The organism is Amycolatopsis sp. cmx-11-12 (assembly GCF_046269425.1).
GTDB lineage: Bacteria > Actinomycetota > Actinomycetes > Mycobacteriales > Pseudonocardiaceae > Amycolatopsis.
Map to the genome: position 1 here is coordinate 1 of NZ_JADNQM010000058.1, position 20,321 is coordinate 20,321.

Below are 20,321 nucleotides of genomic sequence, written 5' to 3' on the forward strand. Positions count from 1 at the left end.
CCTCCAGACCGATGGTCACATGCACCAAGGTCCGGTAGCCATTGGTTCCAGGCTGATCCGGACAGGCCACCGCGAGGTCCACGAGGTCGACCCAGGCGTCACCCTGACGTTCGGCTTTGCTGCGCAGGTCGGCCTGGCCGAACTCATCCACCGGGCGAGGTTTCGCATAGGCCTCCAGCGCCGCCGCGGTCCGGGCCCCGGCCTCGTCGTCGAGGAGGCCTTTCAGCGTCCAGAAGCCGTCTTTGCGGCGTTGCAGGGTCAGTTCGCGGCGGGGTTGGGCGGGTTCGGGGTCCTTGGGCTCTTTGCCGTCCGGGTCGAGCCATCCCAGCAACTGCTCCCCGAGATCCGACACCTGCCCAGGCCCCGCCTTCCGGGCCAAGTCGGCGAGAGTCTTCTCCGCATGCTCCCGATCCTCCACCGCCACCTCGCCGGGGATCTGCCGCAAGATCTCCAGGATCTGTTTGATCCGCTCCTCACCGATCGCACCGTCCGCCGCCGCAGCACCGGTCGCGGGCGCGAACGCCGGGATCTCGGTGCCATCCAAGGCGCGGGTGGGGTTCAGGTCGATCGCACGATTCACATACGGCCGCGCCTCACCCACAGACAACCCCGCGACATCAGCGAACCACGAAACCGTCGTCCCATAGCCGTACAAGTCTTTCACGCCACGAGACTCGACCTCGGCCAAATACCGGCCCAACCCGGCGGACGCGACCCGCATCACCTGCAGGAACTGCTGCACGCCGTGGGCAAGCTCCAGCTTGCCAGCGCGCCACAGTTCCTGCGGCAACTCGGGAAGGATCGTCTCGGACACACCCCCATAATACCGCATTCCTGTCGAACAGGTGTTCGTAATTTTACGTTACCGCGAAACGACACATTTACCACTGAAGAGTGGTTCGCGATAGGCAACACCGTAACTCCGAGCATGCGCGAGTAAGCGCTTACCCGATTCCCTGGGCGCGATCCGAAACTCAGGGAATCTCCTGATGCGCCCGCCACCGACCGCCGCGAGAGTGAAGCATGATCGTTTAGACCACTCGACAAAAGGAGAACAGTACGCAGTGACTTCACCCGCCGAGCAGCTCGAATCCGCCCTCACCACGACCCTGGAGGAAAAGCCGCACGAGGCTACACAAAGGACCTGCCTCCCACCCAGGGGTGGCACCCCGGGGCCAGGGTCGGAGCCGCCGCCGAACATGGCGCACTCCTCGCCTACAACGACAACGGGGCCGACGGAATCTGCAATCTCGAGAGCGGCCTGGGAACGTGGTTGAACCTGGCACCAGCAGGCCACGACCGGGATTTCACGCGGCGTCCCTATTCGGTCTGGCGCTGGCGGCCAGCCTTCAACGGTGACACCGTTTGGCTGCTCGGAGCCCTCGCCCCCGAAGCGGTCCGGCTGGAGCTGATCACCGGCCACACGGCGGCCGAAGCCGATATCGTGGATGGCACCTTCGCCGCTGAAATAGCCGTGGACATGGTCAGTCTGCGCGACGCGAGGGGAAGGCTCGAAGCCCACGAGGCCGCGTCCGAAGAAGGCCGCGCCGAGTTCGAAAGGATCCTGGCGGACGGGCGCAGGGAAATGGCGCAGGTCAAGGTCAGGGTCTACGACAGCGCCGGCACGGTCCTCTATGACGGGGCGGCGATCAACGCGACCGACTAGGCAAAGTCAGTTCGATGGGCTACCCGGACGGGGAGCCCATCGAACGTGCCTCAGTACCCCACGGCGCGCGACTTGGTATGGCGCGTGCGCCTCGCAAGCATCTTGTCCTGCCCGAAAGCCCGGATCAGCCGCGGGACACCGGCAACGATCCCGTGTCGTTCGGCTGCGTTTTCGGCATCAGCCGGGCCGGTGCCGTGTGGTGCCCGGTCAACCCGCGCAACGAGGCGGCCGAGAACCGGGAACTGCTCGACCTGTTCGACTGCACCTGCCTTCTGGTGCAGGAGTCCTTCGCACCGCTCGTCTCCAAGATGCTTCCCGAGTTGCCGAAGCTGACCACCGTCGTCTGTCTCGACGGCTCGATGCCCGGCGCCGTCACGTTCTCCGACTGGCTCGACGGCGTCGGCACCGAGCTGTGGGAGGAAACGCCGCCGGACGACCTGGCCCTGCTCGTCGGCACCGGCGGCACCACCGGCCGGCCCAAGGCGGTGATGCTCAGCGGAACCAACGTCGAGACGATGTCGGCGCTCACGCTGATGAGCTACCCGTTCACCGGGCGGCCGCGCTACCTGGCGCTCGCGCCACTGACGCACGCGGCGGGCGTGCTCTGTTTCCCGGTCATGGCGCTCGGCGAGGAAGTCGTGGTCATGCCCTCCCCCGACCTCGGCGAATTCCTCGGGCTGATCGAACGCCGCCGGATCACACACACCTTCCTGCCACCGACGCTGATCTACCTTCTGCTCGACAATCCGGCCCTGTCCGGCAGCGATCTTTCGTCACTGCAATGCCTTTGGTACGGCGCCGCGCCGAGGTCGGCCACCAAACTCGCCGAAGCGATCACCCGGATCGGACCGGTCTTCGGGCAGTTGTTCGGGCAGAGCGAAGCCCCGATGATGATCTCGACCCTCTCCCCCGCCGACCACGTCCACCCCGACGGTTCCCTTGCCACAGAACGATTCACCTCCGCCGGAAGGCCGACACCGCTCACCCAGGTCGCGATCATGTCCGACACAGGGGATCTACTGCCGCCGGGCGAACGCGGCGAGATCGTCGTCCGAGGTTCGCTGGTGATGCCCGGCTACTACAAGAACCCCGCCGCGACCGCGGAAGCGAGCGCGCACGGCTCGCATCACACGGGCGACATCGGGTACCTCGACAAGGACCACTACCTCTACATCGTCGACCGCGCCAAGGACATGATCATCACCGGCGGCTTCAACGTCTACTCGGCCGAGGTCGAACAAGCGCTCATGGCCCACCCCGCCGTGCAGGACTGCGCCGTGATCGGCTTGCCGCACGAGAAATGGGGCGAGCAGATCACCGCCGTTGTCCAGCTGCACACGGGCAAGACGGCGCCCGCCGGCGAACTCCGCGCAGCGGTCAAGGAACGGCTGGGCAGCGTCAAGACCCCCAAGGAGATCCTGATCTGGCCGGACCTCCCCCGGTCCAAAATCGGCAAGGTGCTCAAGACCGAGATCCGGAAACAGTTTCTGGGCAACGGCTAGCGCCGCGCGAGTTCTTCCGCCGTCGGCAGAGGCCACTCATAGCGTTCCTTGGCGATCCGAAGGTGGACCCACGTTTCCGCGGTCACCACGTCGGGCCTGCCGCTGATCTCCTCGAGCGTCCGGTCGAGGTCGCGGGCCGACTGGGCCGCGATGGTGGCGACGACGTCGAACCGGCCGATGGTCCTGGCCAGGAACTCGGTGTCGTCGCGCGCGGCGAGCGCCGCGGTCACGGCGTCCCCGGCGCCCCGCACGTTCAGGCCGATCCCGCAGACCAGGCCGGCGTCCGGGCGGGCACGGCTGAGCACCGGCGCGATCCGGATGACGTCGTGCTCCACGAGGTAGCGCACGCGGGTGCGGGTGGCCGACGGCGACAGCCCGACGTGCTCGGCGGTGCGCGCGAAACTCTCCCGTCCGTCGGCCTGCAACCGCAGCATGATCGCGAGGTCGCGGTCGTCCAGCCGCAACCAGGGTGGCAGCTGGCGGCCCGGCATGAACAGGCCCTTGACCACGTCCACGTAGACCAGGGTGTTGACCTGTTCCACCTCCGGCAAGCCACGGATGTCCGCCACGGTGCGGTAAAGCTCCGGGGAATCGGGCAACCGTAGCTCGGCGACTGTCTGGTACTCCCCGCTCACCGCGGACACGAACGCCGCGGCGGACAGTGCCGCGATGGCGTCCGTCGTGGCCTGCGACCGTCCCGAGGTGCGGATCGCGAGGTGCGCGTACGCGGTGAGGCCGAGGAACTCGGGATGGACCGCCGCGATCACGTTGAGCGAGCCGTCGGCCTTCAACTGCTCCAGCCGGGCCGAGACGGCCGACCGTGACGCGCCGACACGTTTGGCCAGATCGGCCACGCTCATCCGGCCGTCCGCGCGCAGAGCCGCGACCAGGGCGTCGTCCAAGGCAGTTCTCCTCCGCTGAATTTCCGCCGATAAGCGGCAACATATCACTTGCTCAAACCCATCCCGGACAGCATGGATAAGCGTTATGCCCTCGATCGACGACATATCGATCGTGAACACCGTCCGTACACAAGTGATCTGATTGCGCTCGGTCGTCCTCCTCGCTTACCTTCGCCCCACTTCACCGCCGAAACCCAGGAGTCCGCGCGATGCGCCTGTTGCCCCTCGATCGTTCAGTCCTCGACGCGACCGCGACGATCCTGCATCCGGAAGAGCTGGTGACCGTGGACGACGCCACGGAAGGCGCCTCCGCGGTCCTCGTGTTCGGCGAGGAGATCGCCGCGGTCGGCTCGGTGGACGAATGCCGCGCCCGGGCGGCAAGCCTCGGCCATCCGACGCCGGAGGTCCGACGATTGCCGGGCACCCTCCTGCCCGGCTTCGTCGACCCGCACGCGCATCCCCTGATGTACGGCCAGATGATGACCTGGGTCGACTGCGGCCCGCTGCGGGCTTCGTCCATTCCGGACATCGTCGCCCTGCTGCGTGAGGCGGCCGAGCGCACTCCGGCGGGCAGGCCTGTCCGCGGTTACGGCTACGAACATCGCAACCTCGCCGAGAAACGCCATCCCCGCAAGGAAGAACTCGACGCGGTCGCCGCCGATCGCGAGGTCTACCTCATGAACGCCAGCGGGCACGGCGGCGTGGTCAACAGCTACACGCTGGCACGCAACGGCGTCACCCGCGACACCCCGGATCCCGACGGCGGCGTGTTCTTCCGCGACGAGCACGGCGAACTCACCGGCGAACTCTCGGACGCGGCATGCAACATCCTCACCGGCGTCACCGGGGTGAAGGTCGGCCACCACGGACCGAACTTCCACCTCGAGGACGAGCCGGACGAGCACGAACGGCAACTCGCCGCCGCCCAGGAGAAGTTCTTGGCCGCGGGCGTGACCGCGATCGGCGACGCGCAGGTCACCCGCCGCGAGTTCGACATGTACCTGCGGCTCGACGAATCCGGACGGCTCAAGACGCGGGTGCACATGTACCTGCTGTCGCATCTGCTCGACCAGAGCCTGGAAATGGGCCTGCACGGCGCCTTCGGCACTCCCCGCCTCTCCTTCGCCGGCATCAAGTTCTACGCCGACGGCACGCTCGGCGGCTGGACCGCGTACTTCCCGGACGGCTACGTCGGCGACCCGTGCCGGACCGGGCAGCTCTACCACGAGCCCGCGGACTACGCGGCGTTGATCGCGAAGGCGCACGCGGCCGGTCTCCAGACCGCGACCCACGCCCAGTCCCCCACCGCGATCGCCATGGTGCTCGACGCCATCGAGGCCGCGCAGGCCCGAGATCCCCGCCCCGATGCCCGTCACCGCATCGAGCACTGCGGGCTGCCGTCGCCGGAGCAGATCGGGCGGATGGCCGCGCTCGGCGTCCACCCGGTCAACCAGCCGCAGCACTACTACAACTGGGGCGAAGGCGTCACCGACGCTGTCGGCACCCCCGGCGAGCGCTTCAACCCCCTTGGCGAATTCCAGGCGGCGGGCGTGCCGGTCACGCTGAGTTCGGACGCCCCGGTCGCGGAACCGAACCCGCTCGAAGCCATCCAGACCGCGGTGACCAGGACGACCCGGCGCGGCCACCGGCTCGGCGGCGACGACCTGCTGATCGACGTCCGGTCGGCCGTCGCCGCGCATACGATCGCCGGCGCCAGGGTGCTCGGCCGGGAACGCGACCTGGGCTCGATCACTCCCGGCAAACGCGCCGATTTCGTGCTTCTCAGCGAGAATCCCCTGACCAGCGAGCCCAGCCGGATCGCCGGTATCCGCGTGCTGGAGACCTGGATCGACGGCGAGGTGGCCCGATGACCGTCCAAACCGACACCCAGTCACTCCGGCGTGCCCGCAGGGCCGGGCTCGCGGCCTTCGTCGGCACCACCATCGAGTGGTATGACTTTTACATCTACGCCACGGCCGCGAGCCTGGTCTTCGGCACCGTGTTCTTCCCCGAAACCGGCGACCGGCTGACCGGGGTCGCGGCGGCCTTCGCGACCTACGCGGTCGGGTTCTTCGCCCGGCCGCTCGGCGGCATCGTGTTCGGGCACATCGGCGACCGGGTCGGCCGCAAAACCGCGCTCGTAGTGACCCTCACGATGATGGGCGCGGCGACGTTCCTGGTCGGCTGCCTGCCCGGGTACGCCCAGATCGGGACGTGGGCGCCCATCCTGCTCGTGGTGCTCAGGTTCGTCCAAGGGCTCGCCGTGGGTGGCGAGTGGGGCGGCGCCGTGCTCATGGCCGTCGAACACGCGCCACCGGGCAAGAAAACCTTCTATGGCGCCTTCGCTCAGGCAGGGAACCCCGCGGGCGCGCTGCTCGCCACCGGTCTGTTCAGTCTCCTGAGCACCGGTGGCACCGAATGGCTCAGCACGGTGGGCTGGCGGATCCCCTTCTTCGCTTCCGTGCTGCTCATCGGTGTCGGCCTCATCGTACGCCTGAAGGTCGAAGAGTCACCGGTCTTCGAGGAAAGCGCCGAAGAAACCGGTGCTCCGATCCTGTACGCCGTCCGGACGAACTGGAAGCCGATCCTGCTGGGCATCTGCGTGCTGCCCGTCGCGGTCGGCGGCTACTACCTCGTCACCACCTTCGCGACGGCGTACGCGACCGATCCCGCCGTCGGCGTCTCCGAATCGCTGGTGCTCAACGCGCTCACCATCGCCGCCTTCGTCGAACTGGCCGTCAGCTTCGGCGCGGCCTGGCTGGGAGATCGCTTCGGCCGGGTGCGGGTGGTCGTCATCGGGCTCGTCGGCGTCGCCGTGCTCGCGGCACCGCAGTTCCTGGTGCTCTCGACCAAGAACGCGGCGCTGATCATCGCGGCGTTCGTGGCGATGCGCCTCGCCATGACGGCGACCTACAGCCCGATCGCGGCCATCCTGTCGCAGATGTTCCGTCCGCGGGCGCGGTACACGAGCATCTCGCTGTCCTACCAGCTGGCTGGCGCGCTCTTCGGCGGCCTCTCACCGTTGGTGTCGACCCTGCTGTTCCAGGCGACCGGCAGTGTCTGGCCGGCGATCGGCCTGCTGATCGGCATGTGTGTGCTCAGCATCGCCTGTGTGCTGGCCGCACCCCAGCACACCGACGACGTCTAGCGGATCCGGAAGCGCCGCATGAGTTTCAGCCCGGAAAGCATGCCCTCGACATACTTTTCGTAGGTCTGGCCGCCACGGGGACCCATGACCTGTTTCTTGAGCACCGCCACGTTCTTCACGTCGGTGTACTTGAGCAGGCCCTGGTCCCCGTGGCGGGCGCCGACGCCGGAACTCTTGACGCCACCGGACGGCGTGCCCTTGGCGGCGTATGCGGTGGCCAGGATGTCGTTGATGTTGACGTTGCCCGACTCGATGCGCGAGGCCACGGCACGCGCGGCGCCGACGTCACCGCCCCAGACCGAGGCGTTGAGGCCGTACTCGGTGTCGTTGGCCAACGCGACGGCTTCGTCGACCGTGCGGTACTTGTGCAGTGCGACAACCGGTCCGAAGGTTTCGGTGACACCGCAGAGCATGTCCTTGGTGACGCCTTCGAGGATCGTCGGTTCGAAGAACGCCGGGCCGAGGTCGGGCCGGGGCTTCCCTCCACAAAGGACGGTCGCCCCCTTGGCAACGGCGTCGTCGACGTGCGACTTGACCCGGCTCAGATGGTCGACGGACACGAGCGAACCCATGTCGGGCCCGAAGTCGTAGGCGGCGCGGACGTCGAGCGCCTGGGTCTTGGCCACGTAAGCGTTCTTGAACTCGTCGTAGCGGGACTCCGGCAGGTAGATCCGCTCGATGTGCATGCAGATCTGCCCGGTGTTGCCGAACGCGCCGAAGATCGCGCCCTGCACGGCTTCGCCCAGGTCGGCGTCTTCGAGCACGATCATCGGGTTCTTACCGCCAAGTTCGAGGCAGCAGCCGATGAGGTTGCGGCCCGCCCGTTCACCGATCACCCGGCCGGTGGCCGTTGAGCCGGTGAACATCACGTAGTTCGCCTGGTCGATGAGCGTGGGCCCGACGTCCGGACCCTCGCCGCACACGACCTGGAACAAGCCCTTCGGCAGCCCGGCCTTCTCCAGCAACTCGACACCGTAGAGCGGGGAGAGCGCGGTCTTGTTGTCCGGCTTCAGCACGACCGCGTTCCCGGCCATCAAGGCCGGGACGGCGTCGGAAATGCCGGTGGCGAACGGGAAGTTCCACGGCGCGATGATGCCGACCACGCCCTTGGGCTGCCGGATCTCGGTCGACGTCGTCAGGAACGGGACAGGGCCGCCGCGTTTGGTCGGCGCCAGCAGTTTGGCGGCCCGAGTGAGGTAATGACTCATCACCATCGCCGGGTCGCAGGTCTCCTCGATCGCCATCCGGCGGTTCTTGCCGCTCTCGGCCTGGATGAGGTCGGTGACGATCGGCGCGTTGTCGACGAAGAGCGTGTGCGCCCGTTTGAACACCTCCAGCCGCTGCCTGAGCGGCGTCGCGGCCCACTCCTCCTGCGCGGCGCGAGCGGTGGTGAACGTCTGCTCGATGTCCTCGGGCGTCGACTGGGGCAGCTCGACGAGCACGTCGCCGGTGTAGACCTCGGTGAGCTTCCAGGTCGCGCCGGACGAGCCCGGCACCCGGGCGACGAGGCGTCGCAGGAACGCGTCGGTCACCGACGCCGGACGGGTGAGCGCGAGCGGTGTGACGGTCATGGCCCTCTTTCCGTCAATTGTCCGACAGGACGAGCTGCGCGCCCATCTCGCCGATCATGATGGCTGGCGCGTTGGTGTTGCCGCCGGTGATCGACGGCATGATCGAGGCGTCGCAGACCCGCAGGCCTTCGATACCGCGGACCTTGAGGTCGGGACCGACGACCGCGAGCTCGTCGACGCCCATCCGGCAGGTGCCGACACCGTGGTACACCGAGGTCGCGCGGTTCAGGATCGCGTCACGCAACTCCTGGCCCCGCAACCCCTTGCCCGGGTGGAGTTCTTCCTTGATCGAGCCGTTGAACGCCCCCGACGCGAAGATCTCGCGGACCATCTCCGAGCCCTCGCCGAGCACCTCGAGATCGGCCGGGTCGGACAGGTACTGGGGGTCGATGAGCGGCGCCGCCGTGGGATCGGCCGAAGCGAGGCGCAGCGTGCCGCGGCTCTTCGGGTAGATCAGCGTGGTCAGCACCGTGAGCGCGGGCCGTTTGTCGACGTCGTGCCGGATCGGCGCGTCCTGGTTAGGCGTCACGTAGGCCCACGGCAGGAGGTGCAGCTGGAGGTCCGGGACTTCGGCGGCCTGGGAGGTCTTGAGGAAGGCGACCGCCTCGAAGACCGAGTTCGCCAGGAACGTCGTGCCGGGCCGCAGCAGTTCGCTGACGAGACCGCGCGCGAAATACGGCGGCGTACCCCTGTTCTTGCTCGACGACGCGCGGAAGGTCAGCGCGTGGAACATGTGATCGTGCAGGTTGTCGCCGACCGGCAGGTCCGCCAGGACGTCGATGCCGTGCTCTTTCAGGTGCTCGGCGTGGCCGATCCCGGACAACATCAGCAGCTGCGCGGATCCGACGAAGCCCGCCGAGAGGATGACCTCCTTGCCCGCGCGGAGGGTTCGCTGCCCCCCGTTCGCGTCGACGACCTCGACGCCGACCGCACGGCCGTTCTCGATGAGCACCTTCTTCGCCAGCACCCCGGACTGGACCTGCAACGTTGCGGGCGCGCGATGGTGAATGTAGCCGCGCGAGGCGCTGTAGCGCAGGCCGTCGGCGGCGTTCTGCTGCATCCGGCTGACGCCCTCTTGCGACTCGGCGTTGTAATCGTCGAGGATCTCGCAGCCGATCGCGTCGGCGGTCGCCTGGAGGAACTGCAGCGTGCCCTCCTGCGGGATCTTGTTGCGGGTGACCCGGATCGGCCCGCCCGAGCCCCGGAGCTCGCTCTCGCCGTCCTCGAAGTCCTCCATCCGCTTGTACGCGGCGTTGACGCTGTCGGCGTCCCAGCCCTTGTTGCCCTCCGCGGCCCAGGAGTCGAAGTTGGCGCGGTTGCCGCGGACGTAGACCATGCCGTTGATGGAACTGGAGCCGCCGACCACCTTGCCGCGCGGCACCGGCATCCGGCGATCGAGAACGTGTTTCTGTGGCACCGAGTAGTAGCCCCAGTCGAAGGGCTTCTTGAGCTGGGGCACCGCGTGCATCGGGCCGACCAGGCCCGGCTTCTTGACGAGCAGCCTCTCGTCGCTCTTACCCGCCTCGAGCACGATCACGCTGGCACCGGACTCCGCCAGCCTGCCCGCGATCGCCGCTCCCGAGCTGCCCGATCCGACGACCACGTAGTCGGCCTCGTCGCCGCGCGGCGCCCTGTTCGCCATTTCCGCTCCTCGGTCCGCCACCGTGCAGAACTGTAACCTGTTCTAGTTCCGTCACCGTATAGCGAGACCACCCGGTTCCGCAACGCCCGGTCGTCGAGACCCGCTTCGCCGAGAGCCTCACCTTCCGCGGCGACCATGCCCCTCGCCATCGATCACCGACCGAGATCGGTCTACCCACGATCAGGTCGAGCACCGGCTCCGGCGAGTGGACGCGGCCGTGAGACCTACCGGAGTTCTCGATCATCGCTTTACCGTCGAAGAATCCCGAATCTCCGAAAGGACGCGTCCGCATGCGTACACGTAACGCTTTCCTCGCCGTCATCAGTGCCGTCGCCCTGTGTTTCACCATTCCGGCGACGGCATCGGCGGCCGAAGGCGAATTCACCTACCGCTACTACGATGAAGACGAAGAGCTCCAGTTCGGCACCCTGATCGATCCGCCGAGCGGCGAATGCATCGAAATTCCCGAAATAGCCGACTGGGACGTCGACGCGTTCCGTCCACGCAACGACACCGATTCACGTGCGGTGGTGTTCAAGGACGGCGATTGCGCAGGAAAGGGCTACTTTTCGCTCCGCCCCAACGGTGGCGGCGGCTCGGACACGCTTCTCCTGCGCTCGGTGATCTTCAGCTAGCCGAGCCGGGAACCGGATCTGGACAATTCACCCCGTTCACCGGAAAGATGGCCACCGGGGTGATTGTCATGGCGCGGCACGGTTTGATCTTCCTGGTTCTCCTCACCACCTGGCTGGGGCTGGTGGTTCCGAATGCCTCAGCCGCCGGACCGGTCACCAGGTACGAGGGCGAACTCGAAGGCGCCCGATATCTGGTGCTGGTGCCGGAAAACTGGAACGGCACACTGGTGCTGTGGAGTCACGGCATGTACTCCCTTGCCTATCCGGAGCCGGATCGGATCGCGCTGACCTCCCAGCTCTCGACCGAGTCCTTCTTGCTGGAGCAGGGTTACGCGCTGGCCGCGTCCCAGTACCGCGCCGTACGCGGCTGGTCGATCGAGGAGGCACTGACCGACCAGATCCGGTTGCACGACTGGTTCGGCCACACGGTCGGCCCGCCCCGCCGGACCATCGCGGCTGGCGAATCGGTGGGGGCGATCACCGCGACCCTGCTCGCCGAGCGAAACCCGCGCCGGTTCGCCGGGCTGATGACGTTCTGTGGCAACCTCGCGGGCGGGGCCGCGCACTGGAACTCCTCGCTCGATCTCGGTTATGCGCTGAACACCTTGCTGGACGCGAGGCTCCACCTGGTACGGATCACCGATCCTGAGGCCAACGTGGGCAGGTTCCTCGACGTGGTTCAGGCCGCCACCGAGAACCCGGAAGGCCGGGCCAGACTCGCCTTGACGAACGCCCTGGCGGAGATCCCCGGCTGGCTGGACGCCACCCGACCCAGGCCCCCGGACGTCGCGGAGCAGGTTTTCTGGCAGGGCGCCTGGGATCGCTTCTACCGCGCCGGCGCGTTCGGCATCGACAGGGTCGCCTTGGAACAGCGCGCGGGTGGCAACCCGAGTTGGAATGTCGGCGTCGATTACCGGCGGATCCTGGCGAGTGCCGGCGAGCGGCCGCTGGTGGAACGGGCCTACGCGGAGGCGGGGCTCGATCTCGGCGCCGACCTCGACAAGCTGGCGAAAGCGCCACGGATCTCCCCGGACCCGGCCGCGGCGGGCTATCTCGCCCGGTTCGGGCTGCCGCTGGGACGCACTCCGTTGCCGGTGCTGACCATGCACACCGTCGCGGACGGCACCGCGCCGGCGGCACACGAACGCGCCTACGCCGAGCGAGTCGCACTGGTCGGTGACCGGCGGAATCTCCGTCAGCTGTTCGTGAACAGGGCCGGGCACTGCGTGTTCACCGCGTCCGAAGAGATCACCGCGCTGCGCACCCTGGAACGGCGACTGGACGGCGGACACTGGCCTTCGGGTGACCCCGCCACGCTGAACGCCGAAGCCGGCGGGCTCGCCCCGGAACACCAGACGATCTTCGACGTCGTCGGGGAAGCCCGGGTGACGACGACGCCGGCGTTCGCGTGGCACTCCCCTCCCCCGTATCCGCGGGTCCTGCCGTTCTAGGTTCCGGTGAGGATCGTCAGCCCGTAGGCCGACAGGACGCGGTTGACCGGGAAGAAGTAGGTGGTGCCGCCGCTGGAACAGTTCCCGCTGCCGCCGATCAGCACGCCCTGCGCCTGCGTCCCGCTGACGAACGGCCCACCGTTGTCACCCGGCTCGGCGCAGACGGAAGTGCGGGTCAAACCGGTCAACGTTCCTTCGGGAAAGGTGATCGACACGTTCTTCGCCAGGATGATCCCGCACCGCCAGCCGGTGGTCGCGCCGTACTTGCACACCGAGGCGCCGACCGGGGCTTCGACCGACCCGGTGATCGTGACCCGGCTGTCGGTGGGCGGGATCGATCCCACCAGGCGCCAGTCGGTCGTATTGGTCACCCGGATGACGATCGCGCCGTTCGGCGGGAACTGCGCCGCCGTGACCACCCCGACCACGCGGCCCGCGCTGCGGACGGTGTCACCGGGCTTGCCGCAGGCGGAACTCGCGATCAAGTAGCCGACATTTCCCGAGACGGCGGCGAATCCGGCGGTGCACCGAGACGAGACGCTGGACTGCAAGAGGCTCCCGCCCCCGAGCGGGGCGGGAGCGCTCGCTTGAGCGAGGGGTGGCATGGCGAGGCAGAAGGCCAGGACCAGGCCGGACAGGCAGCGGAATCGGGGCAGTCTCATGGGACCCTCCGATGGCCGGGGAATGCCTCGATCCTAACCAGGCCCGGGGCTCCTGCCCATCGGCCGAATCGCGCATTCTCAGCGCCAGCCGAGCTCCGGCGCCACGTGCGTGAGGATGCTCTCCAGCACGTGCGCGTTGTACTCGACACCGAGCTGGTTCGGGATGGTCAGCAGCACGGTGTCCGCCGCCTGGATCGCCTCGTCCGCCTTGAGTTCCCGCACCAGCTCGTCCGGCTCCGCGGCGTACGAACGCCCGAAGATCGCCCTGGTCGTCTCGTCGATCATGCCGACCTGGTCACGCGACTCGCGGTCGCGGCCGAAGTAGGCGCGGTCCAGGTCGTTGGTCAGCGCGAAGATGCTGCGGCTCACCGACACCCGTGGCTCACGTGTGTGGCCTGCCTCTTTCCACGCGGCGCGGTAGGCCTCGATCTGCTTGCGCTGCTGAACGTGCAACGGCTCACCCGTCTCGTCGTCCTTGAGCGTGGAACTCTGCAAGTTCATGCCCAGCTTCGCGGCCCAGACCGCCGTCGCGTTCGAACTGGAACCCCACCAAATGCGCTCACGCAGTCCCTCGGAGTACGGCTCGAGCCGAAGCAACCCCGGCGGGTTGGCGAACATCGGGCGCGGGTTCGGCTGCGCGAAGCCCTCGCCGTCGAGCAGCTTGAGGAAGACCTCGGTGCGCTGCCGGGCCATGTCCGCGGCGGTCTCCCCCTCCGCCGGGCCGTACCCGAAGTAACGCCAACCGTCGATCACCTGCTCCGGGGATCCCCGGCTGACACCGAGCTGAAGCCTGCCGCCGGAAATGAGGTCGGCCGCGCCGGCGTCCTCGGCCATGTACATCGGGTTCTCGTAGCGCATGTCGATCACGCCGGTCCCGATCTCGATCTTCGACGTCCGGGCACCGATCGCCGACAGCAACGGGAACGGGCTACCCGCCTGCCGCGCGAAGTGATGCACGCGGAAGTACGCGCCGTCGACACCGAGCTCCTCGGCCGCGACGGCCAGATCGATCGACTGATGCAGGAAGTCGGCGGCGGACCGGGTCTCGGAGTGCGCGCTCGCCGACCAGTGGCCGAACGAGAGGAAACCAATCTTCTTCACGCCTGTGTAAGCGTCCGATGACCGGGTTTGATTCCCTGCCCCGGCGTCGCACCGCTCGCAGATAGCCACGCTAAGTCACCAATGGTCACCCTATGCTTTTACGGCTCCCGACCTGCTGACTTACTCGCAATGTTCGGCACATTGGGGGCATCGCAGCTGTCGGACGGTAACCGATCATCGTCTCAACGTGAGTCGTCGTGACGATACGTACCCCCCTGATTCAGGCCCCCTGGGCGGCGTATAGTCTCTTCATCAGCAAGTCCGAGTGGCGGAATGGCAGACGCGCTAGCTTGAGGTGCTAGTGTCCTTAACGGACGTGGGGGTTCAAGTCCCCCCTCGGACACACGCATTAACCCTACGGGGTGGGCGGATGGTCACATCGACCGTCCGCTCTTTTGCGTTATAGACCATCTCCAGGCCGATCTCGCCATAGAGCTCCTGAAGTCTTCCCGGGCTCGCGTTCCCGACCTGTCGTCCCAGCTCGCCGAACGCATCGACCATCGCTTCGAGTTCGGCTCTGCCGATCGACTCCTCAGCCGGAGCACGCGCTAGATCCTCCTCAGCAGCGTCGCGCTCCTCCTTCGCCCGGTTCAACGGTTCGATCAGCGCTCCAGGATCCGCACCCGCTTCGATCGCCTCCTGAAGCCTTGCGAGTCGGGTTTTGGCTTGCGAGAGCCGCCGCCGCGCTTCCTCGGATCGCTCCAGGTTCACAGCGACCTCACCCGCCACTCCGAGCATCGCAAGCACTGTCTTCTCGCGTTGCTCTGGAGAGAAGACCTGGCTGATGTACCCGTTGACAGGCTCAATGACGGCAGCCTCGGGCAGGTACACGTTCTTCGGGTGATCCACGAGAGCAGGCGAGCCAGGAACAAGTGTCCGCGCGGCACACCGGTAGTAGATCCGGCTCTCGCGGGGCGTCCCTTCCATCTTGCGTAGACAGTGCCCGCACCGAACCCGACCGCGAAACGCGTACACCCACTTCGTGGCCCGCGGTCCGCGCTCCAGCTTCCGGCGAGCAGCCAGGCCGCCCGCCGCCCGTGACCGCCTGAGCAACTGGACTTCAGTGAAATCCTCGACCGAGACAATCTTGGGATGCGCGGGCTTACGCGAACGCACGACACGATCCGGTGCCGCCCTCCGGAACCTGGTCACGTTGCCCGCTGCGACATCATCCGGGTTCAACAGCATCTCTTGCCGGGACCATCGCCCGAAGAACGCGTAGCCCGTGTACCGGGGGTTCTCCAGGATCGACCTGATCGTGCTTCCTTGCCAGCCGTCCGCGAGTCGATGACGGTTCTGATCCGGCCGCCGCGCGGAGGGACACGGCACACCATCGCGATTGAGCCCGTTCGCGATCGCCCGGTCACCCTTGCCGTTCAAGTACTCCTCGAAGATTCGCCGAACAACGTCAGCCGACTCGTCCGGCACGAGCACCCGCAGTCGAAAGCCTTCGGCCGCCTTCCTCGGGTTCGGGTGAGGACCGGCATCGGTGACGACGTACCCGTACGGCGCTCGTCCTCCCTGATGTCGCCCTTCGTTGAGGACCTGGGCGTCCATTGCCGCTCGCACACGAGCTTGAACGTGCTGCCTCTCCGACTCGCTCATCCCTCCGAGCACGCTCATGAGCATCTTGTGTGAAGGGTTCCGCGGGTCGAACCTCCCACCCAATTCAGGAACCCACAGTTCGACCCCGTAGGCAGCGAATCGGGGTGCGATCAGAGAGAACTGGTTACCGAACCAGCACCGTGTTCCCTCACCGACCACAACCGCGTTCCAACTGCGCCGCGGCTCCTTCAGCTCGGCGAGTAGCCGCGAAGCCTCCCGTCGCCGTTCCCATGGCACCGAGCGCGACTGCCCGATGTCGAAGAACTCGGCCGCTATGTGACCGCCCATCGGCTCGACGAACTTTCGAGCGTTACCGAGCTGCCAGCCAAGGGACGTCTCCGGGTCCTGATTGTCCTCGGTCGAGCATCGACCGTAGAACGCGACGGCGCCAATCCCGTCGTCGACCGGCTCAACAGCCTGAACGCCCAAGATCTCGTCCAGCGTCGCCCACGGATCATTGATGAAATCAGCCGCCATGCTCGGCCCTCTCTGTCCAGTCCAGCAAGTGAACCTCGCTCAACTCGATCAAGATCGCCAGGAGTGCACGAGCCACAGCTGGCGTCAAGTCGAACATCTCACCTGGCAGAGTAACCTTAACTGGCTCTACGCTCGAAGAGCTCGCACTCATGCGCGGCCACCCTCGGCGCTGTTACCGTATCGCCTGGTCAGCTCGGCGATAGCTCTCTTGATTTCAGCTGTTAGGTAACCGCGCACCTGCCGTGTCTCGCCGCTTTCGGTCGTGATCCGATCCCGCGTCGGCCGACATCCCGCCTCGCTCAGCTGCTGCGCGAGCGTCATCCGGTCGATCTTCAGCACGTCTAAAAGTTCCGCAGTCGGCACGAACTCGCGGCCTTCCGGACCAAGGTCGTCCCCGAGGTAGTCGACGATCGACGCGAACGGTTCAGGCAACTCGCCAACCGCGTCACCGCCGCCACCTGCACCGATCTCCTTGACCACCGCAGCGTGGTCGAGAACCAGCGTCACGTCCTGGCCCGCCGCGTGCCCGGTCAACGTCCCGGCCGCTTCGCGCAGCGCCCGGCCCTGCTCGCAAATCGTCCGCCAGTCCTCGTTCGGCATGTAGTAGGTCCGGACGGTCATCGCGAGCACATCGGCCCCGGCCGCGGTGTCACCGTCCGGGCGCAGGATGCCCACGCCCTTGTGCGACGGCAGCAGGCGAGACGAATCGAACCCGCGCGTGTTCATCTGCTCGCCGAGCACGATGTTCGAGTCGCGCCAATCCATCACTCGGAGCGCGAACCGGGAGCCGAGCACCGCACGTAGGCCGGACGGAATCGTCTTCGAGTCCGGCCGCTGCGTCGCCAGTACGAGCACGATCCCGGCAGCCGGCCCCTTCTTCGCCAACCACGTCAGCAACTCGCCGACGTACTCGCCCGCCGTCAGTCTCTTCCCTTGGACCTCGATAGATGTGCGGTCCTCAAGCGGAACTTGAACCTCATCGATGAAGATCGCCGTAATCGGCATGTCCAGCGCCTTATCGCGAGACATCTCCGGGGTGACCTTCGACTCCGGGCACGTCAGGTCATCGAGATCCCGCATCCGCCGAAACCTCGACTGAACCTCTGCGACCAGCTCGGCGAGCCAGCCGATGAGGGCCAGGACATGCTCGGATTCGTCGCCCGCCATGAACCGATGCGCGACCTTGCCGGCCGAGTCCCAGTCCTTGCCCGCCTTGAAGTCGGCGACGTACAGCCGCACCCACGCGTCCAGGATGAGTCCAGAAGCAGCGAGCCTGGCAGCGAATGTCTTGCCCTGCCGCGGAATCGCGCCCACGAGCAACGACGTCCACACCAGAGGGAGATCGATCCGCCGATCCCGCGCGTCTCGCCCAAAGGGAACCGGACGCCACGCATCCCACTGGGCCGCTCCGAGTAGCGGCGTCCGTAGCGGTGGCGACGCGTACGGGTCTTCGTCGGCAACCCACATCGAGACCCGCCCCGCATGACCGCCATTGCCTCGGACGCGTTCCACGATGAGCTGCACCTCATCGACCGCCAAGGCGGACGCGAGCGCGTCCCGGTTCTTCACGACATCCGCAGCCTTGCGGGTGGCGGGCAGGTCGACCGTGACGGCCCAGCCATCACCGACCCGAGTTGCCCGCTCGACCAACCTCAGCGACTCGTCCTTGCCGATGAGCTTCGCATCCCGAAACGCGTCCACCAGCACCTGCGGGTCCATCGTCCATGTCAGTGTGCGCGGACCTGCGAGCGCAGGTTTCCGTCCCGGGCTCCCGTCTTTGCGTCGACCAAGAATCGCCAAGGCGACCGCTGCACCAGCCCCTGCCATCCACAATGGATCGGCGCCGTACAGGAGATTCACCATCGCGACCGCCAGAGCAACGACGGCGAGCACCAAGCCCGTGACTTTCCAGCGGAACAGCGTCAGCCCGCGAATCTCGGTGAACTTATCGGCCAGTTTCTCGGACTCCTCTGCCGCAGCTCGATAGTCCCGCACTGTCACCCAGCCACGCCACCACCGCGCACCGACCACCACCCCGCGAACAACCGCCTCGAGGAAGCGCACCGGTGACATGACCAGCCAAGCAACCGCGTCCTTCGCGGCCTGAACCGCTTGCGGTTTGCTCTTGAGCCACAACGGCACGCGTTGCGAGTGCAGCCACCACATCACCAGCCGGTTGCGACGTGTGCGGCGACGTGGTTGCGGCAACGTGTCATCGACCAGCTCGCCATCCAGCACGGGATCTGCCTTCACTGGCAGTGCGCCTGGCTCAGTCATCGGCCACCTCCGCGCGCAACGCACGCGCCAACCGCGGCGACAATCCGCGTGAACATCCGGTCGCCTGCCGGATCCACGCCGGCGTGACGTCGACATCGGGTGTCCAGCGTCGCCGAGCGTCGGCCAGGTAGTCAGCGAACAGCTTCCGGCGCCCGGCGTTCATGGACTCGCCCTGAACACCTCGCCGTTCACCGGCAGCCACGATGGCAGCATCGGTCAGCTTGTCGCGCAGATCAGTGATCGCCTCGACCGCGGCGAAGACGACCAGCGGAGGCACCGAGTGCAGGACGATCGCCGCTGGATCCCCCTCCGCATAGGACGTCCACGTGTTCATGACGTAGGTAGCGGCGAGCGTGAACCACTTCGCCCGCCGAACCCATCCACCGGTGCGAACCTGGTACCGGGCAGTCACCTGCTCCGCGCGAAGGATCGCTAGCAGCACGAGGGACACCGTCGGATCCAGGACCCACGCAGCCAGCCACGGAAGCGACCACGGCTGAGTCCCTGTCGATGCGAAGGTCTGGACGTTCGTCATCGTGAACGCCAGTCCGAGGACAATCCCGGTCCAGCACATCCAGTCGACCTGCCGACGTACTCGTTCGACCCGTAGCGCAACGACGTCCGGATCGGTCTCATACGCCCGCACCTCTGCGGCTTCGGCCGCGTCCTGCGCCAGCCGTTGCGCCCGCGTCATCGGCGACCACCCCGCTTCGAGGTGTCGACGGTCGTCACGGTCATAGCGCGAGTCAGCGCATGGGAGGCGAACAGCGCGGGCAAGCCGAGCACCGCGGGGCGCAGCCACGTGCTGCTCGGATGTGAGAGAACGACCCACTGAACAGCCACGACCAACCCAGCGTTGAAAAGCACGCGGCCGGTCAGAGAGACCAGACGTGCTCCACTTCGGGTCTTCTCCGCCGCGGCCTTCGCCCGGCGAGCGCCGGCTCGCCAAACCCAGAGCAGCACAATCAGCACGCCGACCCCGGCGAGTATCTGCGTTGGCGTCAAGGTGAGGCCACTCATCGTGCACCTCGCTCGATCCGTTCACCGCGCCGAAGCCAGTGCGGATGAAGTTCCCGACGCTCGTCGTCGGTCATCCCGCCCCAGACACCGGCCGTGCCCGTCCCGGCAGTGCGCAGCTCCAGTTCCAGACACTCGTCCCGGACCGGACATCCTCCGCACAGTCGGTCGGCGAGCTGCTGATCGGTCTGCGCCGGCGGCGGTTCCCCCTCCGCCGATGGCCACATGCAGACCCCTTCGCCGGTGACGATGGCGGTCAGGACGTCCGAGGGGATCCACCGCAGGCGGTCCAGCCGCCACGCGATCCCGATCAGCCGGAGGTCATCGGCGTGCATACCGCACCTCCGTCCTGCTTCGTGGTGCCGAGCAGCCGAGCGAGTTCGGTCGACGACACCCGCAGACCGGACCGCGAGCGAATCGCCCTCAGCTGTCCGGTACGGATCGCCCGACTCAAAGCCGAGCGCGGAACACCCAGAATCCAGGCGGCCTGCTGAATGGTGTGGAAAGTCATTTGCGAGTTCATAAGAAAGACCAATCTGATGATTTCAAGACTATGTTGTTGATTTCAGCGCTTTGAATGGCGCGTTCGTCCGACGCGCCGCCGCTAATGCGCTAGGCGACGCGATAAAAGCTCGATGAGCCGCTAATCTCAGCGCTGAGGCGGA

18 protein-coding genes and 1 tRNA gene are annotated in these 20,321 nt (G+C 66.9%); 7 read left to right on the forward strand and 12 right to left on the reverse strand.

Annotation, left to right across the window (positions count from 1 at the left end; all coding sequences use genetic code 11):
* On the reverse strand, positions 1 to 814 hold an 814-nt coding region (locus ACLARN_RS41545; protein WP_409496979.1), incomplete at its 3' end, for a DUF222 domain-containing protein.
* A gap of 459 nt (positions 815 to 1,273) precedes the next feature.
* Between ACLARN_RS41545 and ACLARN_RS41550 the strand changes: the two genes are divergently transcribed.
* Positions 1,274 to 1,666, forward strand: a complete 393-nt coding sequence (locus tag ACLARN_RS41550) for a hypothetical protein (RefSeq protein ID WP_409496980.1) — start codon at positions 1,274 to 1,276, stop codon at positions 1,664 to 1,666.
* Positions 1,667 to 1,680: 14 nt separating this feature from the next.
* Positions 1,681 to 3,168, forward strand: a complete 1,488-nt coding sequence (locus ACLARN_RS41555) for an AMP-binding protein (RefSeq protein ID WP_409496981.1) — start codon at positions 1,681 to 1,683, stop codon at positions 3,166 to 3,168.
* Here the strand turns inward: ACLARN_RS41555 and ACLARN_RS41560 are convergent.
* Positions 3,165 to 4,070 carry an Lrp/AsnC family transcriptional regulator gene (locus ACLARN_RS41560; RefSeq protein ID WP_409496982.1) on the reverse strand — a complete coding sequence of 302 codons (906 nt, stop codon included), beginning with the start codon at positions 4,068 to 4,070 and terminating at the stop codon, positions 3,165 to 3,167. The genes ACLARN_RS41555 and ACLARN_RS41560 overlap by 4 nt on opposite strands.
* Before the next feature lie 209 nt (positions 4,071 to 4,279).
* Here ACLARN_RS41560 and ACLARN_RS41565 point away from each other — a divergent pair, with 209 nt between their 5' ends.
* Both ACLARN_RS41565 and ACLARN_RS41570 read left to right on the forward strand, forming a co-directional pair.
* A complete protein-coding gene (locus ACLARN_RS41565) occupies positions 4,280 to 5,941 on the forward strand; it encodes an amidohydrolase (protein ID WP_409496983.1) in 1,662 nt (553 codons plus the stop codon).
* Complete coding sequence (locus ACLARN_RS41570; protein ID WP_409496984.1) at positions 5,938 to 7,218, forward strand: MFS transporter; 1,281 nt, start codon at positions 5,938 to 5,940, stop codon at positions 7,216 to 7,218. Before ACLARN_RS41565 ends, ACLARN_RS41570 begins: the two co-directional genes overlap by 4 nt.
* Here the strand turns inward: ACLARN_RS41570 and ACLARN_RS41575 are convergent.
* Both ACLARN_RS41575 and ACLARN_RS41580 read right to left on the reverse strand, forming a co-directional pair.
* Positions 7,215 to 8,789: a succinic semialdehyde dehydrogenase gene (locus tag ACLARN_RS41575; protein WP_409496985.1), complete on the reverse strand. Its 1,575-nt coding sequence runs from the start codon at positions 8,787 to 8,789 to the stop codon at positions 7,215 to 7,217. The genes ACLARN_RS41570 and ACLARN_RS41575 overlap by 4 nt on opposite strands.
* A 13-nt stretch (positions 8,790 to 8,802) precedes the next feature.
* Positions 8,803 to 10,431 (reverse strand): GMC family oxidoreductase, encoded by a 1,629-nt coding sequence (locus ACLARN_RS41580; RefSeq protein WP_409496986.1) that lies wholly within the window; start codon positions 10,429 to 10,431, stop codon positions 8,803 to 8,805.
* Between the two features lie 290 nt (positions 10,432 to 10,721).
* Between ACLARN_RS41580 and ACLARN_RS41585 the strand changes: the two genes are divergently transcribed.
* Both ACLARN_RS41585 and ACLARN_RS41590 read left to right on the forward strand, forming a co-directional pair.
* Positions 10,722 to 11,066, forward strand: a complete 345-nt coding sequence (locus ACLARN_RS41585) for a hypothetical protein (RefSeq protein ID WP_409496987.1) — start codon at positions 10,722 to 10,724, stop codon at positions 11,064 to 11,066.
* Between the two features lie 68 nt (positions 11,067 to 11,134).
* Positions 11,135 to 12,517: an alpha/beta hydrolase family protein gene (locus ACLARN_RS41590; protein ID WP_409496988.1), complete on the forward strand. Its 1,383-nt coding sequence runs from the start codon at positions 11,135 to 11,137 to the stop codon at positions 12,515 to 12,517.
* Here the strand turns inward: ACLARN_RS41590 and ACLARN_RS41595 are convergent.
* Both ACLARN_RS41595 and ACLARN_RS41600 read right to left on the reverse strand, forming a co-directional pair.
* Positions 12,514 to 13,179, reverse strand: coding sequence for a S1 family peptidase (locus tag ACLARN_RS41595; RefSeq protein WP_409496989.1), 666 nt, complete (start codon positions 13,177 to 13,179; stop codon positions 12,514 to 12,516). The two genes, ACLARN_RS41590 and ACLARN_RS41595, sit on opposite strands and share 4 nt — an antisense overlap.
* A 78-nt stretch (positions 13,180 to 13,257) precedes the next feature.
* Positions 13,258 to 14,280: an LLM class flavin-dependent oxidoreductase gene (locus ACLARN_RS41600; RefSeq protein ID WP_409496990.1), complete on the reverse strand. Its 1,023-nt coding sequence runs from the start codon at positions 14,278 to 14,280 to the stop codon at positions 13,258 to 13,260.
* A 259-nt stretch (positions 14,281 to 14,539) separates the two neighbouring features.
* Between ACLARN_RS41600 and ACLARN_RS41605 the strand changes: the two genes are divergently transcribed.
* Positions 14,540 to 14,623: transfer RNA gene (locus ACLARN_RS41605), tRNA-Leu, on the forward strand.
* On the opposite strand, the gene ACLARN_RS41610 is transcribed toward ACLARN_RS41605, so the two are convergent.
* The 6 genes from ACLARN_RS41610 to ACLARN_RS41635 form a co-directional block, all read right to left on the reverse strand.
* On the reverse strand, positions 14,605 to 16,362 hold the full coding sequence (locus ACLARN_RS41610) for a recombinase family protein (RefSeq protein WP_409496991.1): 1,758 nt from the start codon (positions 16,360 to 16,362) through the stop codon (positions 14,605 to 14,607). The two genes, ACLARN_RS41605 and ACLARN_RS41610, sit on opposite strands and share 19 nt — an antisense overlap.
* 147 nt (positions 16,363 to 16,509) lie before the next feature.
* On the reverse strand, positions 16,510 to 18,639 hold the full coding sequence (locus tag ACLARN_RS41615) for a cell division protein FtsK (RefSeq protein ID WP_409496992.1): 2,130 nt from the start codon (positions 18,637 to 18,639) through the stop codon (positions 16,510 to 16,512).
* Positions 18,632 to 19,333 carry a hypothetical protein gene (locus tag ACLARN_RS41620; protein ID WP_409496993.1) on the reverse strand — a complete coding sequence of 234 codons (702 nt, stop codon included), beginning with the start codon at positions 19,331 to 19,333 and terminating at the stop codon, positions 18,632 to 18,634. The genes ACLARN_RS41615 and ACLARN_RS41620 overlap by 8 nt, the downstream gene beginning before the upstream one ends.
* Complete coding sequence (locus ACLARN_RS41625) at positions 19,330 to 19,659, reverse strand: hypothetical protein (RefSeq protein ID WP_409496994.1); 330 nt, start codon at positions 19,657 to 19,659, stop codon at positions 19,330 to 19,332. The genes ACLARN_RS41620 and ACLARN_RS41625 overlap by 4 nt, the downstream gene beginning before the upstream one ends.
* A complete protein-coding gene (locus tag ACLARN_RS41630; protein ID WP_409496995.1) occupies positions 19,656 to 19,991 on the reverse strand; it encodes a WhiB family transcriptional regulator in 336 nt (111 codons plus the stop codon). The genes ACLARN_RS41625 and ACLARN_RS41630 overlap by 4 nt, the downstream gene beginning before the upstream one ends.
* On the reverse strand, positions 19,967 to 20,179 hold the full coding sequence (locus ACLARN_RS41635; protein ID WP_409496996.1) for a helix-turn-helix domain-containing protein: 213 nt from the start codon (positions 20,177 to 20,179) through the stop codon (positions 19,967 to 19,969). Before ACLARN_RS41635 ends, ACLARN_RS41630 begins: the two co-directional genes overlap by 25 nt.
* Positions 20,180 to 20,321 lie beyond the last annotated feature (142 nt).